The sequence below is a fragment of the Achromobacter xylosoxidans genome (assembly GCF_001457475.1).
GTDB lineage: Bacteria > Pseudomonadota > Gammaproteobacteria > Burkholderiales > Burkholderiaceae_B > Achromobacter > Achromobacter xylosoxidans.
Map to the genome: position 1 here is coordinate 989,384 of NZ_LN831029.1, position 16,433 is coordinate 1,005,816.

The window sequence follows — 16,433 nt, forward strand, 5'->3', positions numbered from 1 at the left end:
TAAGCTATTTTTTCTGGCGCGGGCGCGGGGGATCGGCTCGCTATGCGACTGTAAGCATTTGCTGCTATTCTCCGTCATTCTGGCGGGCGCGTGTGCCACAAGCAACCCATAACAGCACGGCTTTCAGCCCTGCACAACAAGCGATGCCCCGCCAACGCTAACTGCTGACTCGTCCACAGACGAGTGCGCCACAAGACGGTCCGTTCACACCCGGGCTCGCATATTTGGAGGAAACACACCAATGATTAAAGTTCGCTCCCTGGCCATCGCCATCGCGCTGGCTGCCGGCACGGTCGGCGCCTCGGTTGCCCATGCCGCCGACAAGTATCCCGACAAGCCGATCCGCGTCATCGTCCCGTTCGCGCCCGGCGGCTCCACCGACATCATCGCGCGCCTGGTGACGCAGCGCATGAGCCAGGAACTGGGCCAGCCCATGGTCGTCGAGAACAAGGGCGGCGCCGGCGGGGCCATCGGCGCGGCCGAAGCCGCGCGCGCCGCGCCGGACGGCTACACGCTGTCGATCGCCACGGTCTCGACCATGGCCGTCAACCCTGCGTGCCGCCCCAACGACCTGCCCTACGATCCGATCAAGGACTTCCAGCCGGTCACCAACTTCGCCAACACCGCCAACGTGGTCGCCGTGAATCCGAAGTTCCCGGCCAAGGACTTCAAGGGCTTCGTCGAGGAACTGAAGAAGAACCCGGGCAAGTACTCGTACGGCAGCTCGGGCACTTGCGGCGTGCTGCACCTGATGGGCGAATCGTTCAAGATGGCCACCGGCACCGACATCGTGCACGTGCCCTACAAGGGCTCGGGCCCGGCCGTGGCCGACGCCGTCGGCGGCCAGATCGAAATCATCTTCGACAACCTGCCGTCCTCGATGCCGCAGATCCAGGCGGGCAAGTTGAACGCCATGGCGATCGCCTGGCCGGAAGACATCGCTTCGCTCAAGGGCGTGCCGAACTTCAAGCAAGCCGGCTTCCCCGTGCTGAACCAGCCGGTCTGGTACGGCCTGCTGGCGCCCAAGGGCACCCCGATGGAAGTCGTGAACAAGCTGCGCGACGCCGCCGTCGTGGCCCTGAAGGACCCCAAGGTCATCAAGGCGCTGGACGACCAGGGCTCGGCGCCCTCGGGCAACACGCCGGAAGAGTTCGCCAAGGAAATCAAGGAACAGTACGACTGGGCGAAGGACGTCGTGAAGAAGCAGAACATCAAGCTGGATTGATGGCCTGACGGCGCGGGCTCCGGCCCGCCGCCGGCCTGGCAGAGAAGGCGCCCCGCGGGGCGCTTTTTTTTCTTTGCGCGCGGGGCCCGCGCCCAAGGGGCGTCAGCGTTCCAGCGCCGCCTGGCTTGCGTCGCAGGCCGCGCGCAACCGGTCGATCAGGTCTCGATGCACGGCCGTCAGCGGATCCTGGCTGCGCGTCAACACGCTGATCGGCACGCCCAGCGTGGGCGACAATCGCCGCAGGCGCATGTCGGGTCGCAGCATGGCCTGGGCCGTGATGGCGTCGACGATGGCGTCGCCGGCCCCGGCCTGCGCCAGCGCGCAGGCGACGTAGTGGGTCTGCACCCGGATCGCGGCGTGCGGGTCCACGCCCTGCGCGTCCAGCGCCATTTGGAGCAGGGCGCCGGCGGCGTCGCTGGCGTCCAGCAGGATCAGGTTGTCGCCCGCGACGTCGGCGAGCGCAAGCGGGCCGCCGGCGGGGCCGCGGCCCAGGTGCACCAGTTCGGTCTGGCCCAGTTCGGTGCGCGTCAGGCCGGGCGTCTCGCTGGTGTCGAAGGTCACCGCCAGGTCCAGCTCGCGCGTCAGCATGCCGCGCACCAGCTCGCTGCTGTGGTAGGTGTGGATATCGAAGGTCAGGCCGGGCTGCGCCTCGCGGCTGTCGCGCACCACGCCGGGCAGCAGGCCCAGGCCCAGCGCCGGCGCGCAGCCCAGCCGCAGGTGCGCGTGGGGCCGGTCGCGCAGGCTGGCGGCCAGCCTGCGCACGCTGTCCAGGTCCTGGTTCAGGCGCGCCACTTCGGGCGTGAGGATGTCGGCTTCGCGCGTGGCCACCAGACGGCCCTTGACGCGCTCGAACAGCTTGAAGCCCAGTTGCGACTCGGCGCTGGCCAGCAGCTTGCTGGCGGCCGGCTGGGTGATGTGCAGCGCCGCCGCGGCCTGGGTCAGGGAGCCGGTGCGGCGGATCGCTTCGAAGATCTCGATGTGGCGCAGGCGCATGATGCGAAGGGTGGGTCGGCGCAATCCCGCATTCTACGGCGCGACGGGGCACTGCGACAGCGGCGCGGGTCTTGTCTATCATGGACGTCCATGCCGGCCATCCGGCGCCATCCTGGAGCCCTTTCCATGCGCGTGTGTCGTTCCACCGCCGCTCTTTTGCTCGCCGCCGCGCTGGCCGCGGCGCCGTCCGCCTGGGCCCGTTCGCCGGTGGCCGCCGACGACCTGAATCCCGAGGCCGCCACCGGCAGCCAGGCCCGCAAGCTGGTGCGCGCTCCGCATTTCATGATGGTCGCGGCCAACCCCCTGGCCACCGCCGCCGGCGACGAGATGCTGCGGCGCGGCGGCAGCGTGGTGGATGCCGCCATCGCCACTCAGCTGGTGCTCAATCTGGTCGAACCGCAATCGTCGGGCATCGGCGGCGGCGCCTTCATGGTGGTGTATTCGGCCAAGGATCGCGCCATCGTGACCTACGATAGCCGCGAGACGGCGCCCGCCGCGGCGCGTCCCGACCGCTTCCTGGATGCCGACGGCAAGCCGCTGCCGTTCGCGCAGGCGGTCAACAACGGCATGGCGGTGGGCGTCCCGGGCCTGCTGCGCGGCCTGGAAATGGCGCACCAGCGCCAGGGAAAGCTGCCGTGGGCCGACCTGTTCCAGCCCGCGATCCGGCTGGCCGAGCAGGGTTTCGCCGTGTCGCCGCGCTTGCACAAGCTGCTGGCGGGCAACAAGGAATTGCCGCGCCAGCCGGCCGCCGCGGCCTATTTCTACGCGCCCGATGGTAGCGCCTGGCCCGTCGGCCACGTGCTGAAGAATCCCGCCTTCGCGGCCACGCTGCGGGCCGTGGCGCAGGGCGGCGCGGACGCTTTCTACCAGGGCGATATCGCCCGCGACATCGTGGCGGCAGTGCATGCGCATCCCAAGCCGGGCGACCTGACGCTGGCCGACCTGGCGGGCTACCAGGCGCGCCAGCGTGAACCGGTGTGCGGCGCCTATCGCGGCTACGAGCTGTGCGGCATGGGGCCGCCCAGCAGCGGCCCGATCGCGGTGCTGCAGATGCTGGGTGAACTGGAGCAATATCCGATCGGCGATTTCGCGCCTGGCAGCGTCGAAGCGGTGCATTATTTCGCCGAGGCCGGCCGGCTGGCGTTTGCCGACCGCGACTTCTACGTGGCCGACCCGGATTTCGTCCGCGTGCCGGTGCGCGCGATGCTTGATCCGGCGTATTTGCGCGCGCGCGGCGCGCTGATCCAGCCCGACCGCAGCATGAAGGTGGCGCTGCCCGGCGACCCCGAAGGCAAGCTGCTGTCGCTGGGCCGCGACAACGCCCTGGAGCAACCTTCGACCAGCCATCTGGTGGCGGTGGACGCCGACGGCAATGCGCTGTCGATGACCACCACCATCGAGAACGAATTCGGCAGCAAGATCTTCGTGCGCGGCTTCCTGCTGAACAACGAGATGACGGACTTTTCGTCCTCGTTCAAGGATCCCGAAGGGCGGCTGGTGGCCAATCGCGTCGAACCTGGCAAGCGCCCGCGCAGCGCGATGGCGCCGATGATCGTGCTGCGCGACGGCAAGCCCTACCTGCTGGTGGGGTCGCCGGGCGGCAGCGCCATCATCAACTACGTCGCCAAGACCATCGTGGCGGTGCTCGACTGGAAGCTCGACATCCAGGCCGCCGCGGCCTTGCCGAACCTGGGCAGCCGCAACAAGGAGACCGAACTGGAAAAGGGCACCGCGCTGGAGGCGCTGGCGCCGGCCCTGGAGCGCATGGGGCATCCGGTCAAGGTCACCGATTTCCCCAGCGGCATCCATGGCATCGTGATCGACGCCGACGGCCTGCAGGGCGGGGTCGATCCGCGCCGCGAGGGTTTGGCGCAAGGCGGCTGAGGAGGATTCCCGGCGCGCCATCCGCCGTTCCCGCATGGGCCGGGGCAGGCCCCGCGCCAGGCAGGGCTTGGCGCGCCTTCCTATTCCAGCGCCGACGGATCCAGCCGCATCTTTTCCTCGCGGCTGCGTGCCAGGTAGGTGACGCCCCACATCACCACGCCCAGCAGCAGCAGCCAGCCGGCCACCTGGTACTGGATCACGTCGCGGCCGGTCAGCGGCGTCACCAGGAACAGGCAGGCGGCCGCGCCCAGCCACGGCACGATGCGGTTGATGCGGAAATGCTCGTGCTTGACCTGGTCGCGGCGCAGCACCAGCACCGCCACGTTGACGAAGGCGAACACGCCCAGCAGCAGCAGGGCGGTGGTGCCGCCCAGCGCGCGAATGGCCTCGGAATCGGCCAGCGCCACCAGGATGATCAGGCCGAAGGCCAGCGCGGTGGTGAACAGGATGGCGGTCCACGGCGTCTGGTTACGGCGATGCACGTGGGCCAGGAAGGCCGGCAGCACGCCCTGGCGCGACATGCCGTACAGCAGGCGGCTGGCCATCATCATGTTGATGAGCGCCGAGTTGGCGACGGCGAACATAGAGATCACCGGCATGATGTATTCCACCGGCAGGCCGGGCGCGGCGCGCTTGACCACCAGCACCAGCGGCGTGCTGCTGCCGGCCAGTTCGCCCACCGGCACCAGCGCCACCGCGCAGATCGACACCAGCACGTAGATCACCGCCGTCAGCCCCAGGCCGGTCAGCATCACCTTGGGAAAGATGCGGCTGGGGTTGTGGGTTTCCTCGGCCATGTTGACGGAGTCCTCGAAGCCGACCATGGCAAAGAAAGCCAACGCGGTGGCCGAGGTGACGGCCAGGAACACGCTCTTGTCTTCCGGCGTGTCGAAGGCGATGACGCGCGAGAAGTCGGCCTGGCCTTCCGACATGGCGTAAAAGCCCAGCAGGATCACCATCAGCAGGCCGGACAGTTCGATCAGCGTCAGCACCACGTTGGCGCGCACGCTTTCGGACGCGCCGCGCAGGTTCACCAGCATCACCAGCGCCATGAATCCCAGCGCGCCCATGGTGATCCAGGTCTTGCTGGCCTCGATGCCGAAGGCGGCGAACAGATTGGCCGCGAAGGCCTGCGACGCGGTCGCGGCCGACGTCAGGCCCGAGCACATCACCGTGAAGCAGACGATAAAGGTCAGGAAGTGCAGGCCGAACGCCTTGTGCACGTAGAGCGCGGCGCCCGCCGCTTTCGGATACTTGGTCACCAGTTCCAGGTAGGACAGCGCGGTCAGCAGCGCCACGGCGAAGGCCACCAGGAACGGCAGCCAGGCCGCGCCGCCGACTTCCTTGGCGACCTGTCCGGTCAGGGCGTAGACGCCGGTGCCGAGGATGTCGCCGACGATGAAGAGCAGCAGCAGCTTGGGCCCCATCACCCGCTTGAGCGGGGCGTTCTGTTGCGGATCGCCGCTGGGGGCGTTCGTAGCCATAGTCTTTCTCCTTGTTCTCGTTCGATGGGGAGTCGCGCCAGGGCAACGTCGAGGGAGCGGGCATGCAGCGCGGGTATCGCCGCGCATCGCTCCCTCGGTGCCCGCCATGAAGGGCGGGCCGGTGTGATGGGAAAAGTCTAAATCGGCCGGGAGGCGGGCAATGCAACAGTCATGCAACGAATTGTCTGTGCATGCAAGACATGCAAGCGGGTGTAGGGAATGACGGCAATCGCTGGCGCGGCTCTGGTTAGGCAGGCATGAAAAAGCCCGCGCAAGGCGGGCAGTGCGGCGCATGGAGCGAGCGCTGATGCCGCGGCCGCTATGGCTGGGGCGGCGCCAGATCGGGCGGCAGGCGGCGCAGCGTGGCGGGCGTGCGCGACAGTTTGATGGGCGAGCCGACGCCGCGGTAGTCGCCCTGTTCCAGCACCATGCCGCGATGGCGCGTGTGCGGATGCGCCAGCGCCTGGTCCACCGTCTGCACGGCCGCGGCCGGCACGCCGGCGCGCAGCAGGCGGTCGGCCAGGGCCGCCGCCTCGTGATGCGCAAGCAGGGCGGAGAGGTCGTCGCGCAGGGCCTGGCGATGCGCCAGCCGGTCGGCGTTGGCGGCATAGCGCGGGTCCGCGGCCAGCGCTGGCGCTTCCAGCACTTGCGCCAGCTGCGCGAACTGGCGGTTGTTGCCGACCGCCAGGAAGATCGGGCCGCTGGCGGTGGGCAGGGTCTCGTAGGGCGCGATGTTGGGATGCGCGTTGCCGCTGCGGCCCGGCGTCTTGCCGCTGTAGAAGTAATTGGGCGCGTGCGGATGCAGCAGCGACAGCGCGCAGTCGTACAGCGTGATGTCGAGGAACTGGCCCAGCCCGCTGCGCGCGCGCTCGTTCAGCGCCAGCAGGATCGCCACCGCCGCGTTCAGGCCCGTCACCATGTCCACCACCGGCAGGCCGACGCGGGTGGCGTCGCCGTCGGCTTCGCCGTTCACGCTCATCAGCCCGCACATGGCTTGCGCGCAGGCGTCATAGCCGGGCAGGCCGCCCAGCGGGCCGTCGGCGCCGAAGCCGCTGACGCGGCAGTGGATCAGTTTCGGGAAGCGTTCTTTCAAGGTGTCGTAGCCCAGCCCCCACTTCTCCAGCGTGCCGGGCTTGAAGTTCTCGACCAGCACGTCGGCATCGGCCAGCAGGTGGCGCAGCAGTTCCTGGCCGGCCGCTTGCGACAGGTCCAGCGTCATGCCGCGCTTGTTGCGGTTGACGCCGACGAAGTACGACGCGGTATCGCCCAGGAACGGCGGACCCCAGCCGCGCGTTTCGTCGCCGCCCGGCGGTTCGATCTTGAGCACGTCGGCGCCGTGGTCGGCCAGGATCTGGGTGCAGTAAGGACCGCCCAGCACGCGCGACAGGTCGATCACTTTGCAGCCGGCCAGGGCGCCGGCGTCGGGGAGCTTGGGAGCCATGAAGCCTCTGCGGTCAGTCGATGGAAACGTTGGCGCTCTTGATGAGCGTGCGCCACTTGGGCACTTCGGTCGTGATGAAGCGGGACAGCCCCTGCGGCGTCTGGTCCTGGGCGCGCACGATGCCCTGGTTGCGCAGGGTCTGTTCGATCGCGGGGTCCGACAGCGCGGCCTGGAATGCCTGGTTCAGCCTGGCCACGGTCTCGGCCGGCGTGGCCTTGGGCGCGACGATGCCGAAGAACACGCTGACGTCGTAGCCGGACAGCCCTTGTTCGGACAGCGTCGGCAGGTCGGGCAGGGCCTCGGAGCGCTGCGCGCTGGCCAGGCCGATGGCGCGCAGCTTGCCGGCCTTGATGTACGGCAGCGCCGTCAGGATGTCGGTGAACGACATCGACACCTGGCCGCCCAGCAGGTCGTTGAGCGCCGGCCCGGTGCCCTTGTAGGGAATGTGCATGATGCGCGTGCCGGCCATCTGGTTGAACAGGATGCCGGCCAGGTGCGACGACGCGCCGTTGCCGGACGAGGCGTAGCTGAGCTTGTCCGGGTTCTTCCTGGCGTAGGCAATCAGTTCCTGCGCATTGTTGGCCGGCACGGAAGGGTTCACCACCAGGATGTTGGGCAGGTGGCCGATGCGGATGATGGGGGCGAAGCTGGTCTCGGGGTTGTAGCCCTGGTTCTTGTACAGGCTGACGTTGATGGCCAGCGGTCCCGAGGTGCCGAACAGGATGGTGTAGCCGTCCGGCTTGGCCGTGGCCACGTATTCGGAGCCGATGTTGCCGCCGGCGCCGGCGCGGTTCTCGACGATGACGGTCTGGCCTAGCGGCTGCTTGAGCTTTTCGGCCAGGCGGCGCGCCAGGGCGTCGGTCGGGCCGCCGGGCGGGAACGGCACCACCAGCGTGACCGGCCGCGACGGATAGGCGTCGGCGGCCAGCGCGGCGGGCGCGGCGGCGATGGCGGCGATGGCGGCGACCGCCAGCAGCAAAGGGGTGAACAGGCGTTTCATGGTTGTCTCCAGTGATGGACGCGCCGGCTGTGCCGCCGGCGTCGTGCTGCGCCAGGCTACAGCGCGTGTTGCAGGATGCCGCGACAGGCGGCGCTTTCGTCGGCGGGAATCGCGCACGGGTCGCGCGGGGCCAGGCGATGTTGCAGCACCTGGTCGGCCAGTAGGGCGCGGCTGGCCAGCCCGTCGCCGGCGGCTTCCCAGCGCAGCGCCGCCATCGATACCGCGTGGTACAGCAGCGAGGCGGCCTGCCGCGCCAGTTCGGCGTGGTCGCCCTGCGCGGCATGTTCGGCCAGCGCATAGGTCCGTTCCAGCGCGTCGGCCTGGGTGGCGGCGAGCGCCGGCGGGCAGGGCAGGCCTTCGGCCAGCAACTGGTCGACATGCCGGCGCAGCGCGGGCAGCGAGCCCTCTTTCCTGATGGCGCGCAGCACGTCCAGCGCCACGATGTTGCTGGTGCCTTCCCAGATCGAGCCCAGGTGCGCGTCGCGCACCAGGCGCGGCTCGGTCCATTCCTCGATGTAGCCGCAGCCGCCGCGCACTTCCATGGCGTCGCCGGTGACCTTGCGCGCATCGCGGCAGGCGCGGAACTTGATCAGCGGCGTCAGGATGCGCGCCAGCGCCGGATCGCCCCGGCCCTGGTCGGCGTCGGCCAGGGCGCGGGCGGTCTGGAACATGACGCTGCGGGCCTGCTCGGCCCATACCGTCATCTTCACCAGCTGGCGCTGCATCAGCGGCATGTCGATCAGGCGCTTGCCGAACGCGCGGCGGTGTTGCGAGACGTAGGTGGCCTCGGTGACGGCGCGGCGCATCAGGCCGGCCGCCCGCATGCCGTTGGACAGGCGCGAGTTGTTGATCATGTCGGCCATGTGCTTGAAGCCCTTGCCGCGCTCGCCCACCAGCCACGCCACCGCGCCTTCCAGGCGGATTTCGCCGCTGGCCATGGAACGGGTGCCGAGCTTGTCCTTCAGGCGCAGGATGCGGTAGTGGTTGTGCGTGCCGTCCGCCAGGTCGCGCGGCAGCAGGAACAGCGACACGCCCTTCAGGCCGGGCTCGCTTTCGCTGCGCGCCAGCACCATGGCGAAGCCGGCGTCGGGGTTGGAGCAGAACCATTTGTCGCCGTGGATGCGCCAGCTGTCGTCATCCTGGCGCGTGGCCGTGACCTCGGTGGCGCTGACGTCCGAGCCGGCGCCCTGTTCGGTCATGAACATGGCGCCCTGGCGCAGGGCATCGAAATCCTGGCTGGTGACCTGCGGCAGCACCCGTTCGACCAGCGCCGGGTCGCCGAACTTGCGCAGCGTGCGCGCCAGCGAGTCGGTCATGCTGACCGGGCAGCACAGGCCGAATTCAGCCTGTACGAACAGGTGGCTGAGCGCGTACTTGGCGGCGGCGGGCATCGGCTCGGGCCAGCCCAGCACGCCGCCGCGATGCGACAGCGCCGCCAGGCCGAATTCGCTGTAGGCCAGGCGTTCCAGCTCGACATAGGCGGGATGCTTGTCGATGCGTGACTCGTCGGCGCCGGCCCGGCTGCGCACCGACAGGGTGGGCGGATGCTTGTCGGCGGTGGCCGCCAGTTCGTCCATCACGCCGCCCGCCAGTTCGCCCAGGCGGTCCAGGTGCGGCAGCAGGTGCGCGTGCAGCGCCGCGGGCAGATAGCGCCGGGCCAGGGGCGCGGCGTACGGATCGGCGCGGAACAGGTTCAGGCCGCGCGCGTCCGGGACGGGCGTGGCGGTGGCGACGGCGGGCTGGGCGGGGCTATCCATGGCGGCATCCTGCGCAAGAAGGGGAATCGTTGGCATGTTGCGGCGATGGATTAATCTATACAAATACCGTTTTGGTGTAGACCTATCCAAAAAAAATATGGATATCGGGCGCTGCCTTCGTGCCCGCCCAGGGAGGAGACCAATGGACCTGGACCCGCGCCTGCTGCGCTATTTCATCGCCGTGGCCGAAGAACGCCATTTCAGCCGCGCCGCCGCGCGCCTGCACATTTCCCAGCCGCCCTTGAGCTACGCCATCCGCCAGCTCGAGGACAACGTCGGCGCGCGCCTGCTGGCGCGCACCAGCCGCCACGTCGAACTGACCGCCGCCGGCCAGGTGCTGTACCGCGAGGCCCTGACGCTGCTGCGCCAGGCCGAGGACGTGCGCATGCTGGTGCAGCGGGTCGACGCCGGCCTGCGCGGCCGGTTGCGCATCGGCTTCGTGGGGTCGATGCTGTACCGCGGCCTGCCGGCGCTGCTGGAGTCCATGCGGGCCGAACTGCCGGACGTCGAGCACGTGCTGACCGAATTGAATTCGCACGACCAGATCGAGGCGGTGCGGCGCGGCGAACAGGACCTGGGCTTCATCCATGCCAACCCGGTGCCGGCCGGCGTGGCGGCGCGCGATCTGTTGGCCGAACCCTTCGTGGTGTGCCTGCCGCAAAGCCATGCGCTGGCCGGGCGGCGTTCGTTGGCGTTGGCGGACCTGGCCGGCGATGATTTCGTGTTCTTCGCCCGCGCCGCCTCGCCGAGCTATTACGAGACTGTGCTGTCGCTGTGCGTGGGGGCGGGCTTCATGCCCGTGGTCCGCCACGAGGTGCGCCACTGGCTCAGCGTGGCTTCGCTGGTGTCGCAGGGCCTGGGCGTGTCGATCGTGCCGTCGTGCCTGTCGCGCAGCGGCCTGGCGGGCACCCGGTTCATCGCGTTCGAGCACCAGGCGCGCTCGGTCAGCCAGGTGATCTGGCCGCAAGAGGGCCGGTCGCCGCTGCAGGAAAAGGCGCTGGCGCTGGTCGAGCGCCAGTTCCCCGCGGGCTGAACGGGCGTCCGGGTGTTGTCACCTGACCGGCCCGCCTGAAATCAGTCCGGCAGCCGAGCGAAGCGGTTGGTGAGCGTGCCCAAACCCGTCAGCGTCACGTCGACTACGTCGCCGTCGCGCAGGTCGGGCGAATGGCCGTCGGTGCCCATCCACAGGATGTCGCCGGGCTGCAAGGTGAGGTAGCGGCTCATCGTGCTGATGAAGGTATCCACGCCGAACAGCATGTCGCCGGTGCCGAAGCGGGTGCTCTCGCGGCCGTTGACGCTGACCACCGTCTCCATGCGCGCCAGGTCCGGGTCGGTCTCGATCCAGGGCCCCATCGGCTTGAAGGTGTCGGTGTTCTTGGAGCGCCAGAAAGTGCGGTCGGACGCCTGCCAATCGCGCGCGCTGACGTCGTTGCCGATGGTGTAGCCGAGGATGCCGGCGCGCACCTCGTCGGGCCGCACGTGCTTCATGCGCTTGCCGATCACCACCACCAGTTCGCCCTCGTAGTGCACGCGGTTGGCGTCGGCCGGCATCAGCACGTCCTGTCCATGCGCCAGCAGCGCGTTGTTGGCGCGGTAGCCGACGTCGGGCTGGGTGGGAATGTTCTTGCCCTCGGTGCCGATGTGCTGGACATAGTTCAGGCCGACGCAATAGAAGGTCGGTGGAATCACCGGCACTTCGATCCGCACGTCGGCCAGGCGCAGCGATTCGTTGCGCTTTTCATGGCCGTTGAACGGGTCGCCGCGCACCGGCGTGATGCGGTCTTCATCGAGGATGCCGTAGAACGTTTCGCCGTCGTGGGTGCAGCGTATCCATTTCATGGTGGGTTCCTTCAGGCCGCCTGGGCGGAAAAACTGGGTTCGTCATTGGCCATGCGGGCGATGAGCCATTCGCCGTCGCGGCGCGCCAGTTCGACGCGCAGGGTGCGGATGGTGTCCACGCCCGCCAGCGGCGCCGGGCCGGACAGCGGGCTGCCGCTGTCATGCCGCACCACCAGCATGTAGCCGCGCAGCGCGCAGTGGTCCGCGCTCCAGGCGTGCGCCGCCAGGTTGCAGATCAGGTGATGGATGCGCTGGGTCGCGGAGCGGCGCGCCAGCGCCGCCAGCACGGCGTCGCGGCCCGCCAGCGTCTGGCCCTGGCGCAGCCAGACGCCGTCGGGAGCGAGGCGCCGCACCAGGTCGTCGTAGCGGCTTTCATCCAGGTCGCGAAAGCACGCCATGACCTGGTTGTGGCAGAGGGACAGGGTGTCGCTCATGGGGATGTCATCCTCAGCATGGTTTCATCGATGGCGGCCAGCGTGTCCGCGCCGCACAGTTGCATGGTGCGCGCCAGCTCGTCGCGCAATATCTCCAGCGCCTTGCAGGCGCCGGGGTGACCGCCCGCCAGCACGCCGTAGAGCGTGGCGCGGCCGGTCAACACACCGGCCGCGCCCAGCGCCAGCGCCTTGAAGATGTCGCTGCCGCGCCGCACGCCGCCGTCCAGCAGCACCGGCACCCGGCCGCGCGCGGCGGCGATCACTTCCGGCAAGGCGGCCAGCGTCGCGATGCCGGTGTCGAGCTGCCGCCCGCCGTGGTTGGAGACGACCAGCGCGTCGGCGCCGATAGCGACGATGGCGTCCACGTCCAGGGCATTGACCACGCCCTTGACGATGAGCTTGCCCTGCCAGCCTTCGCGCAGCCGCGCCAGGTCGTCGAGCTTGAACGCCGGATCGTAGTTGCGGCCGGCGACGGATTTCATGGCCTTGCGGTCCGTTGCGACCCGCGCCAGCCCCGCCAGGCTGGGCATGGCCGGCGGCCGCCGCAGCAGCATGTCCAGCGACCAGGCGGGCTTGCGCGCGAACTGGAAGAAGTTGCGCGGGTTGATCTTCATGGGAAACGCCAGGCCGTGCGCCAGGTCGCGTTCGCGCTTGCCGCCTACCGGCAGATCCACCGTGATCATCAGCGCCTCGTAGCCGGCGGCCCCGGCACGCCGGATCAGGTCGGCGAGCCGGCCCTTGTCCTGCAGGATGTAGGCCTGGAACCAGAGCCGTCCGGGCGCCCGGTCGGCGATCTCCTCGATCGACGCGGTGGCGGACGTGGACAGGGTGTAGGGAATGCCGGCCTGGGCGGCGGCGCGCGCCAGCGCCACGTCGCCGCCGCGCCAGCCGAAGCCCACCGCGCCGGTGGGCGCGATGGCGCAGGGCAGGGCGGCGGGGGCGCCGACAAGCATCGCCGTGGCATCCACCCGCGAGACATCGCGCAGCACCCGCGGCGCCAGTCGCAGGCGCTGGAACGCGCCGGCGTTCTCGCGCAGCGTGATCTCGTCCTCGGCGCCGCCGTCGAAGAAGTCGAACACCGGCCGCGGCAGGCGCGCCCGGGCCGCGAGCCGCAGGCGCTCGATGGAATAGCAATCGTCCAGCCGGGCGGTCATTGCATGCTGCTCCGATGGACCATCATTCGCCTTTGACATTGCCTTTCTTGATCACGTCGGCCCAGCGCTTGCGGTCCTGCACCAGGAATTGGCTGAACTGTTGCGGCGTGCCGCCGTCGGCCAGGGCGCCGAGCGAGGCGAGCTGTTGCCGCACCGCCGGATCGGCCAGGGCCTCGTTGGCGGCCCGGTTCAGCTTGTCGACGATGGCCTTGGGCGTGGCGGGCGGCGCCAGCATGCCCACCCAGGTGGCGGCTTCGTCGAAGCCGGGATAGCCCAGGCTTTCGAGCGTCGGCACGCCGGGGAAGTCGGGCTGCGGCTCGCGCGTGCCGATGGCCAGCACGCGCAATTGCTTCTGCGCCACGTAGTTGGCGATGCCGACGCTGGGATAGAACATGAACGAAATGCGGCCCGCCAGCATTTCCTGGAGGGCCGGCCCGTTGCCCTTGAAGGGCACGTGCATCATGCGCGCGCCGGTCATGTTGGCCAGCATCTCGGCCGTCAGGTGCGCCGACCCGCCGATGCCCGACGAGCCGAAGGTGAGCTTGTCCGGACTGGCCTTGGCCGCGGCCACCAGCTCCTGCATGGTCTTGTAGGGCGAGCCATAGCTGGTCACCACCACCATGGGCAGCTTGGCGAAGTTGCCGACGGGCGTGAAATCCTTGACCGCGTCATAGTTGTAGCGCTCGGGGTACAGCAACGGATTCACGTTCAGCGTGAGCGAGGTCACCAGCACCTTGTAGCCGTCGGGTTCGGCGCGCATCACGTCGTTGGCGGCGATGGACGCGCTGGCCCCCGGCTTGTTCTCCACCACGATCGAGGTATTCAGGCTCTCGGACATGCGCTTGGCGAGAATGCGCGCGATCACGTCGGTCGGCCCGCCGGCAGCGTAGCCGACTTCCATGCGGATCGGCCGCGACGGGTAGTCGTCGGCCAGGGCGGGCGCGGCAACGCCCGCGCCGATCAGCGCGGCGCACAGCAGCGTGGTCCATTTTTTTGTGTTCATGATGTCTCCTCCTTGTGTTGGTATCAGTATTGGTCGGGGAAGTACCGGTCCGCCATGACCTGGCAGCGCTTGATCAGGCGCGGCTCGTCCGGCCGGTAGTCGGCCACGGCGTTATGGATGGTCCCCATGTTGTCCCACATCAGCACATCGCCTTCCTGCCACTGGTGGCGATAGCGGTACTTCTCCTGCAGCTGGTGCCTGAACAGGAAGTCCAGCACCTCGGCGCTGCGCGCCTCGGGCAATTCGTTGATCCTGACGGAATAGCCGGGGTTGGCGTACAGCACCTTGCGGCCCGTGATCGGATGCGTCAGGAAAACGGGGTGCGACACCGGTGGCTTGCGGCGCTTCTGCTCCTCGGTCAACGGGGGCCGGGTGCTGCCTTTTTCCCGCCGCATCATTTCCCAGAACTTGTTGAAGTCGTGGGTGATGGTCATGCCGTCCAGCTCGTCCTTCAATGCCTGCGGCAGGTCGTCATAGGCGGCGTGCATGTTGCAGAACTCGGTGTTGCCCAGCGACTTGCCGTCGCGCATCGGGATGTGGATGCCGTACAGCACGTTGCTGAAGGCGATGGTTCGGCTGTAGGACATGTCGGTGTGCCAGTCCTGGCCGGCGTCGCTCAGGCCCACCGGCTTGCCGTTCTCCACCATGTTCGACAGGATCATCACTTCCGGCAGGCCGGGCTCGAAGTACATGTTGGCGACGTTCACTTCCAGCGTGCCGAAGCGCTCGGCGAACGCCTTCAGGTGCCGCGCCTCCAGCGCCTGTTTCGGGAAGCTGACCACGCCATGCTGGCCCAGCGCCGCCTCGATGGCGCGATAGTCGGCGTCGGCCAGGGGGCGGGCCAGGTCGATATCCAGGATGCGGGCGCCCAACGGGCCTTCGCCAGCAACGATTTTCATGATCTCTCCGTTTTCGGGATGGGCAAGGCCAGGGACGGCCTTGCGGGGATGCCAGGGCTAGAAAGCGGCCCGCAGAATTCCTGAGGCCTCGGCTTCGGATACCGGCCGGGGATTGAGCGCCAGCCCTCGTTCGGTCAGGACGTCGCGGGCCATGGCGCCGAGCGCCTCGCGTGCCACGCCAAGTTCCGACAGCCGCGCGGGCATGGCGTGGCGCCGCTGGATGTCCCGCACCCAGGCCGACAGCGTGACGTGCGGCCGGCGCGCCCGCTGGTTGATTGCGTCGAGCGCCGGCCGCAGCGCGTCGGCCGCTGCCGCTTCGTTGAACGCCAGCGCATGCGGCAGGATCACGCTGTTGACCGCGCCGTGCGACAACCGCTGGCGCGACGCCACGACATGGCAGATGGCGTGATGCAGGCAGCTGCGCGCCATCGACAGGGCCAGCCCGGCCAGATGCGCCGCTTGCAGGATCGCGCCGCGCGCGTCGCCAGCGGCGAGGCTGTCGCCGTCGAGGGCGCTGTCGAACAGCCGGATCGCCTGCACGGCGATGCAATCGGACACGGGCGATCGTCCCCGCGAATACAGGGCCTCCAGTGCGTGGGCGATGCCGTTCATGGCACTGTCGCGCAGCAGCGCGACGGGTTGGCCCGCGCTCAGGCGCGGATCGATCAGCAGGGTCGCCGCGGCCACCCCGCGGTTCCAGAACATCAGCTTGTGGCCGTCTTGCCGGCGCACGCCGAACGACGACGTGGTTTCCGCGCCCGAGGCGGTCGTGGGGATGCCGATGATCGGCAGCTGCGGCCGGACACGGCGCGGAATGCGCGCCGTGGCGGGCGGTTCGAAGGTGGTGACGTGGTCGGCCAGCCGGCCGCCTTCGGCCAGGAGCAGCGCCAGGGCCTTGGCGCTGTCGGCCACGCTGCCGCCGCCGATGGCGATCAGGCTGTCCGCGCCGAATGTCCGCACTTTTTCGGCCATTGTTTCCACAAAATCGACACTGGAGTGCCGCGGGACCGCCGGAAGCCGCAGGTGATCGAGTCCGCTCCAACAGGCGGACAGGGTCTCGAAAGCGGCGGATCGCGCCATCGCGTCCTGTGCCAGAATCGCCGGCCGGAAACAGCCTAGCGCGTCCAGTTCCTTTAATATCAAGGCCGATACGCCATCACCGAAACACACATGGGTGCCGAACAGGTGGTAGTCGAAAGCGGCGGCGCTGGCGGCGGCAGCGGGGGGACGTTCTTGGCTCATGCGGCCAGTATAGAGAGACCGATCGCCCTGAAAAATCACCAAACAAGGAAATCGTTTTTTCCTTTTTGGAAACACACG

14 protein-coding genes are annotated in these 16,433 nt (G+C 68.8%); 3 read left to right on the top strand and 11 right to left on the bottom strand.

The features are described 5' to 3' along the window. Nucleotides 1-241 precede the first annotated feature (241 nt). Complete coding sequence (locus AT699_RS04575; protein ID WP_006388900.1) at nt 242-1,225, top strand: tripartite tricarboxylate transporter substrate binding protein BugE; 984 nt, start codon at nt 242-244, stop codon at nt 1,223-1,225. A 102-nt stretch (nt 1,226-1,327) separates the two neighbouring features. Here AT699_RS04575 and AT699_RS04580 read toward each other — a convergent pair whose 3' ends face one another. Next, complete coding sequence (locus AT699_RS04580) at nt 1,328-2,218, bottom strand: LysR family transcriptional regulator (protein ID WP_020925051.1); 891 nt, start codon at nt 2,216-2,218, stop codon at nt 1,328-1,330. A gap of 126 nt (nt 2,219-2,344) precedes the next feature. Here AT699_RS04580 and ggt point away from each other — a divergent pair, with 126 nt between their 5' ends. Continuing rightward, the gene (ggt, locus tag AT699_RS04585; protein WP_024067808.1) at nt 2,345-4,102 is read left to right on the top strand and encodes a gamma-glutamyltransferase; all 1,758 of its coding nucleotides are present in this window, start codon (nt 2,345-2,347) and stop codon (nt 4,100-4,102) included. Between the two features lie 80 nt (nt 4,103-4,182). Here ggt and AT699_RS04590 read toward each other — a convergent pair whose 3' ends face one another. The 4 genes from AT699_RS04590 to AT699_RS04605 all read right to left on the bottom strand — a co-directional run bounded on the left by AT699_RS04590 (nt 4,183) and on the right by AT699_RS04605 (nt 9,784). Then, nucleotides 4,183-5,586, bottom strand: coding sequence for an APC family permease (locus AT699_RS04590; protein WP_024067809.1), 1,404 nt, complete (start codon nt 5,584-5,586; stop codon nt 4,183-4,185). 319 nt (nt 5,587-5,905) lie between these two features. Continuing rightward, on the bottom strand, nt 5,906-7,027 hold the full coding sequence (locus AT699_RS04595; protein WP_006388905.1) for a CaiB/BaiF CoA transferase family protein: 1,122 nt from the start codon (nt 7,025-7,027) through the stop codon (nt 5,906-5,908). Nucleotides 7,028-7,040: 13 nt separating this feature from the next. Beyond that, nucleotides 7,041-8,027, bottom strand: coding sequence for a Bug family tripartite tricarboxylate transporter substrate binding protein (locus tag AT699_RS04600; RefSeq protein ID WP_024067811.1), 987 nt, complete (start codon nt 8,025-8,027; stop codon nt 7,041-7,043). Between the two features lie 56 nt (nt 8,028-8,083). Next, nucleotides 8,084-9,784, bottom strand: coding sequence for an acyl-CoA dehydrogenase family protein (locus AT699_RS04605; RefSeq protein WP_024067812.1), 1,701 nt, complete (start codon nt 9,782-9,784; stop codon nt 8,084-8,086). A 142-nt stretch (nt 9,785-9,926) separates the two neighbouring features. Between AT699_RS04605 and AT699_RS04610 the strand changes: the two genes are divergently transcribed. Beyond that, the gene (locus tag AT699_RS04610; protein WP_006388910.1) at nt 9,927-10,817 is read left to right on the top strand and encodes a LysR family transcriptional regulator; all 891 of its coding nucleotides are present in this window, start codon (nt 9,927-9,929) and stop codon (nt 10,815-10,817) included. Between the two features lie 41 nt (nt 10,818-10,858). Here the strand turns inward: AT699_RS04610 and AT699_RS04615 are convergent, their stop codons facing one another. The 6 genes from AT699_RS04615 to AT699_RS04640 are packed head-to-tail and all read right to left on the bottom strand — an operon-like array spanning nt 10,859 to nt 16,355. Next, the gene (locus AT699_RS04615) at nt 10,859-11,623 is read right to left on the bottom strand and encodes a fumarylacetoacetate hydrolase family protein (protein WP_006388912.1); all 765 of its coding nucleotides are present in this window, start codon (nt 11,621-11,623) and stop codon (nt 10,859-10,861) included. Between the two features lie 11 nt (nt 11,624-11,634). After that, entirely contained in the window at nt 11,635-12,057 is a 423-nt protein-coding gene (locus tag AT699_RS04620; protein WP_024067813.1) for a nuclear transport factor 2 family protein, read from the bottom strand. Further along, on the bottom strand, nt 12,054-13,211 hold the full coding sequence (locus AT699_RS04625; RefSeq protein ID WP_024067814.1) for an alpha-hydroxy acid oxidase: 1,158 nt from the start codon (nt 13,209-13,211) through the stop codon (nt 12,054-12,056). The genes AT699_RS04620 and AT699_RS04625 overlap by 4 nt, the downstream gene beginning before the upstream one ends. 22 nt (nt 13,212-13,233) lie before the next feature. Continuing rightward, nucleotides 13,234-14,214 carry a Bug family tripartite tricarboxylate transporter substrate binding protein gene (locus tag AT699_RS04630; protein WP_006388918.1) on the bottom strand — a complete coding sequence of 327 codons (981 nt, stop codon included), beginning with the start codon at nt 14,212-14,214 and terminating at the stop codon, nt 13,234-13,236. Between the two features lie 23 nt (nt 14,215-14,237). Then, entirely contained in the window at nt 14,238-15,113 is an 876-nt protein-coding gene (locus AT699_RS04635; protein WP_024067815.1) for a TauD/TfdA dioxygenase family protein, read from the bottom strand. A 57-nt stretch (nt 15,114-15,170) separates the two neighbouring features. After that, nucleotides 15,171-16,355, bottom strand: a complete 1,185-nt coding sequence (locus tag AT699_RS04640; protein ID WP_058207217.1) for an iron-containing alcohol dehydrogenase family protein — start codon at nt 16,353-16,355, stop codon at nt 15,171-15,173. Nucleotides 16,356-16,433 lie beyond the last annotated feature (78 nt).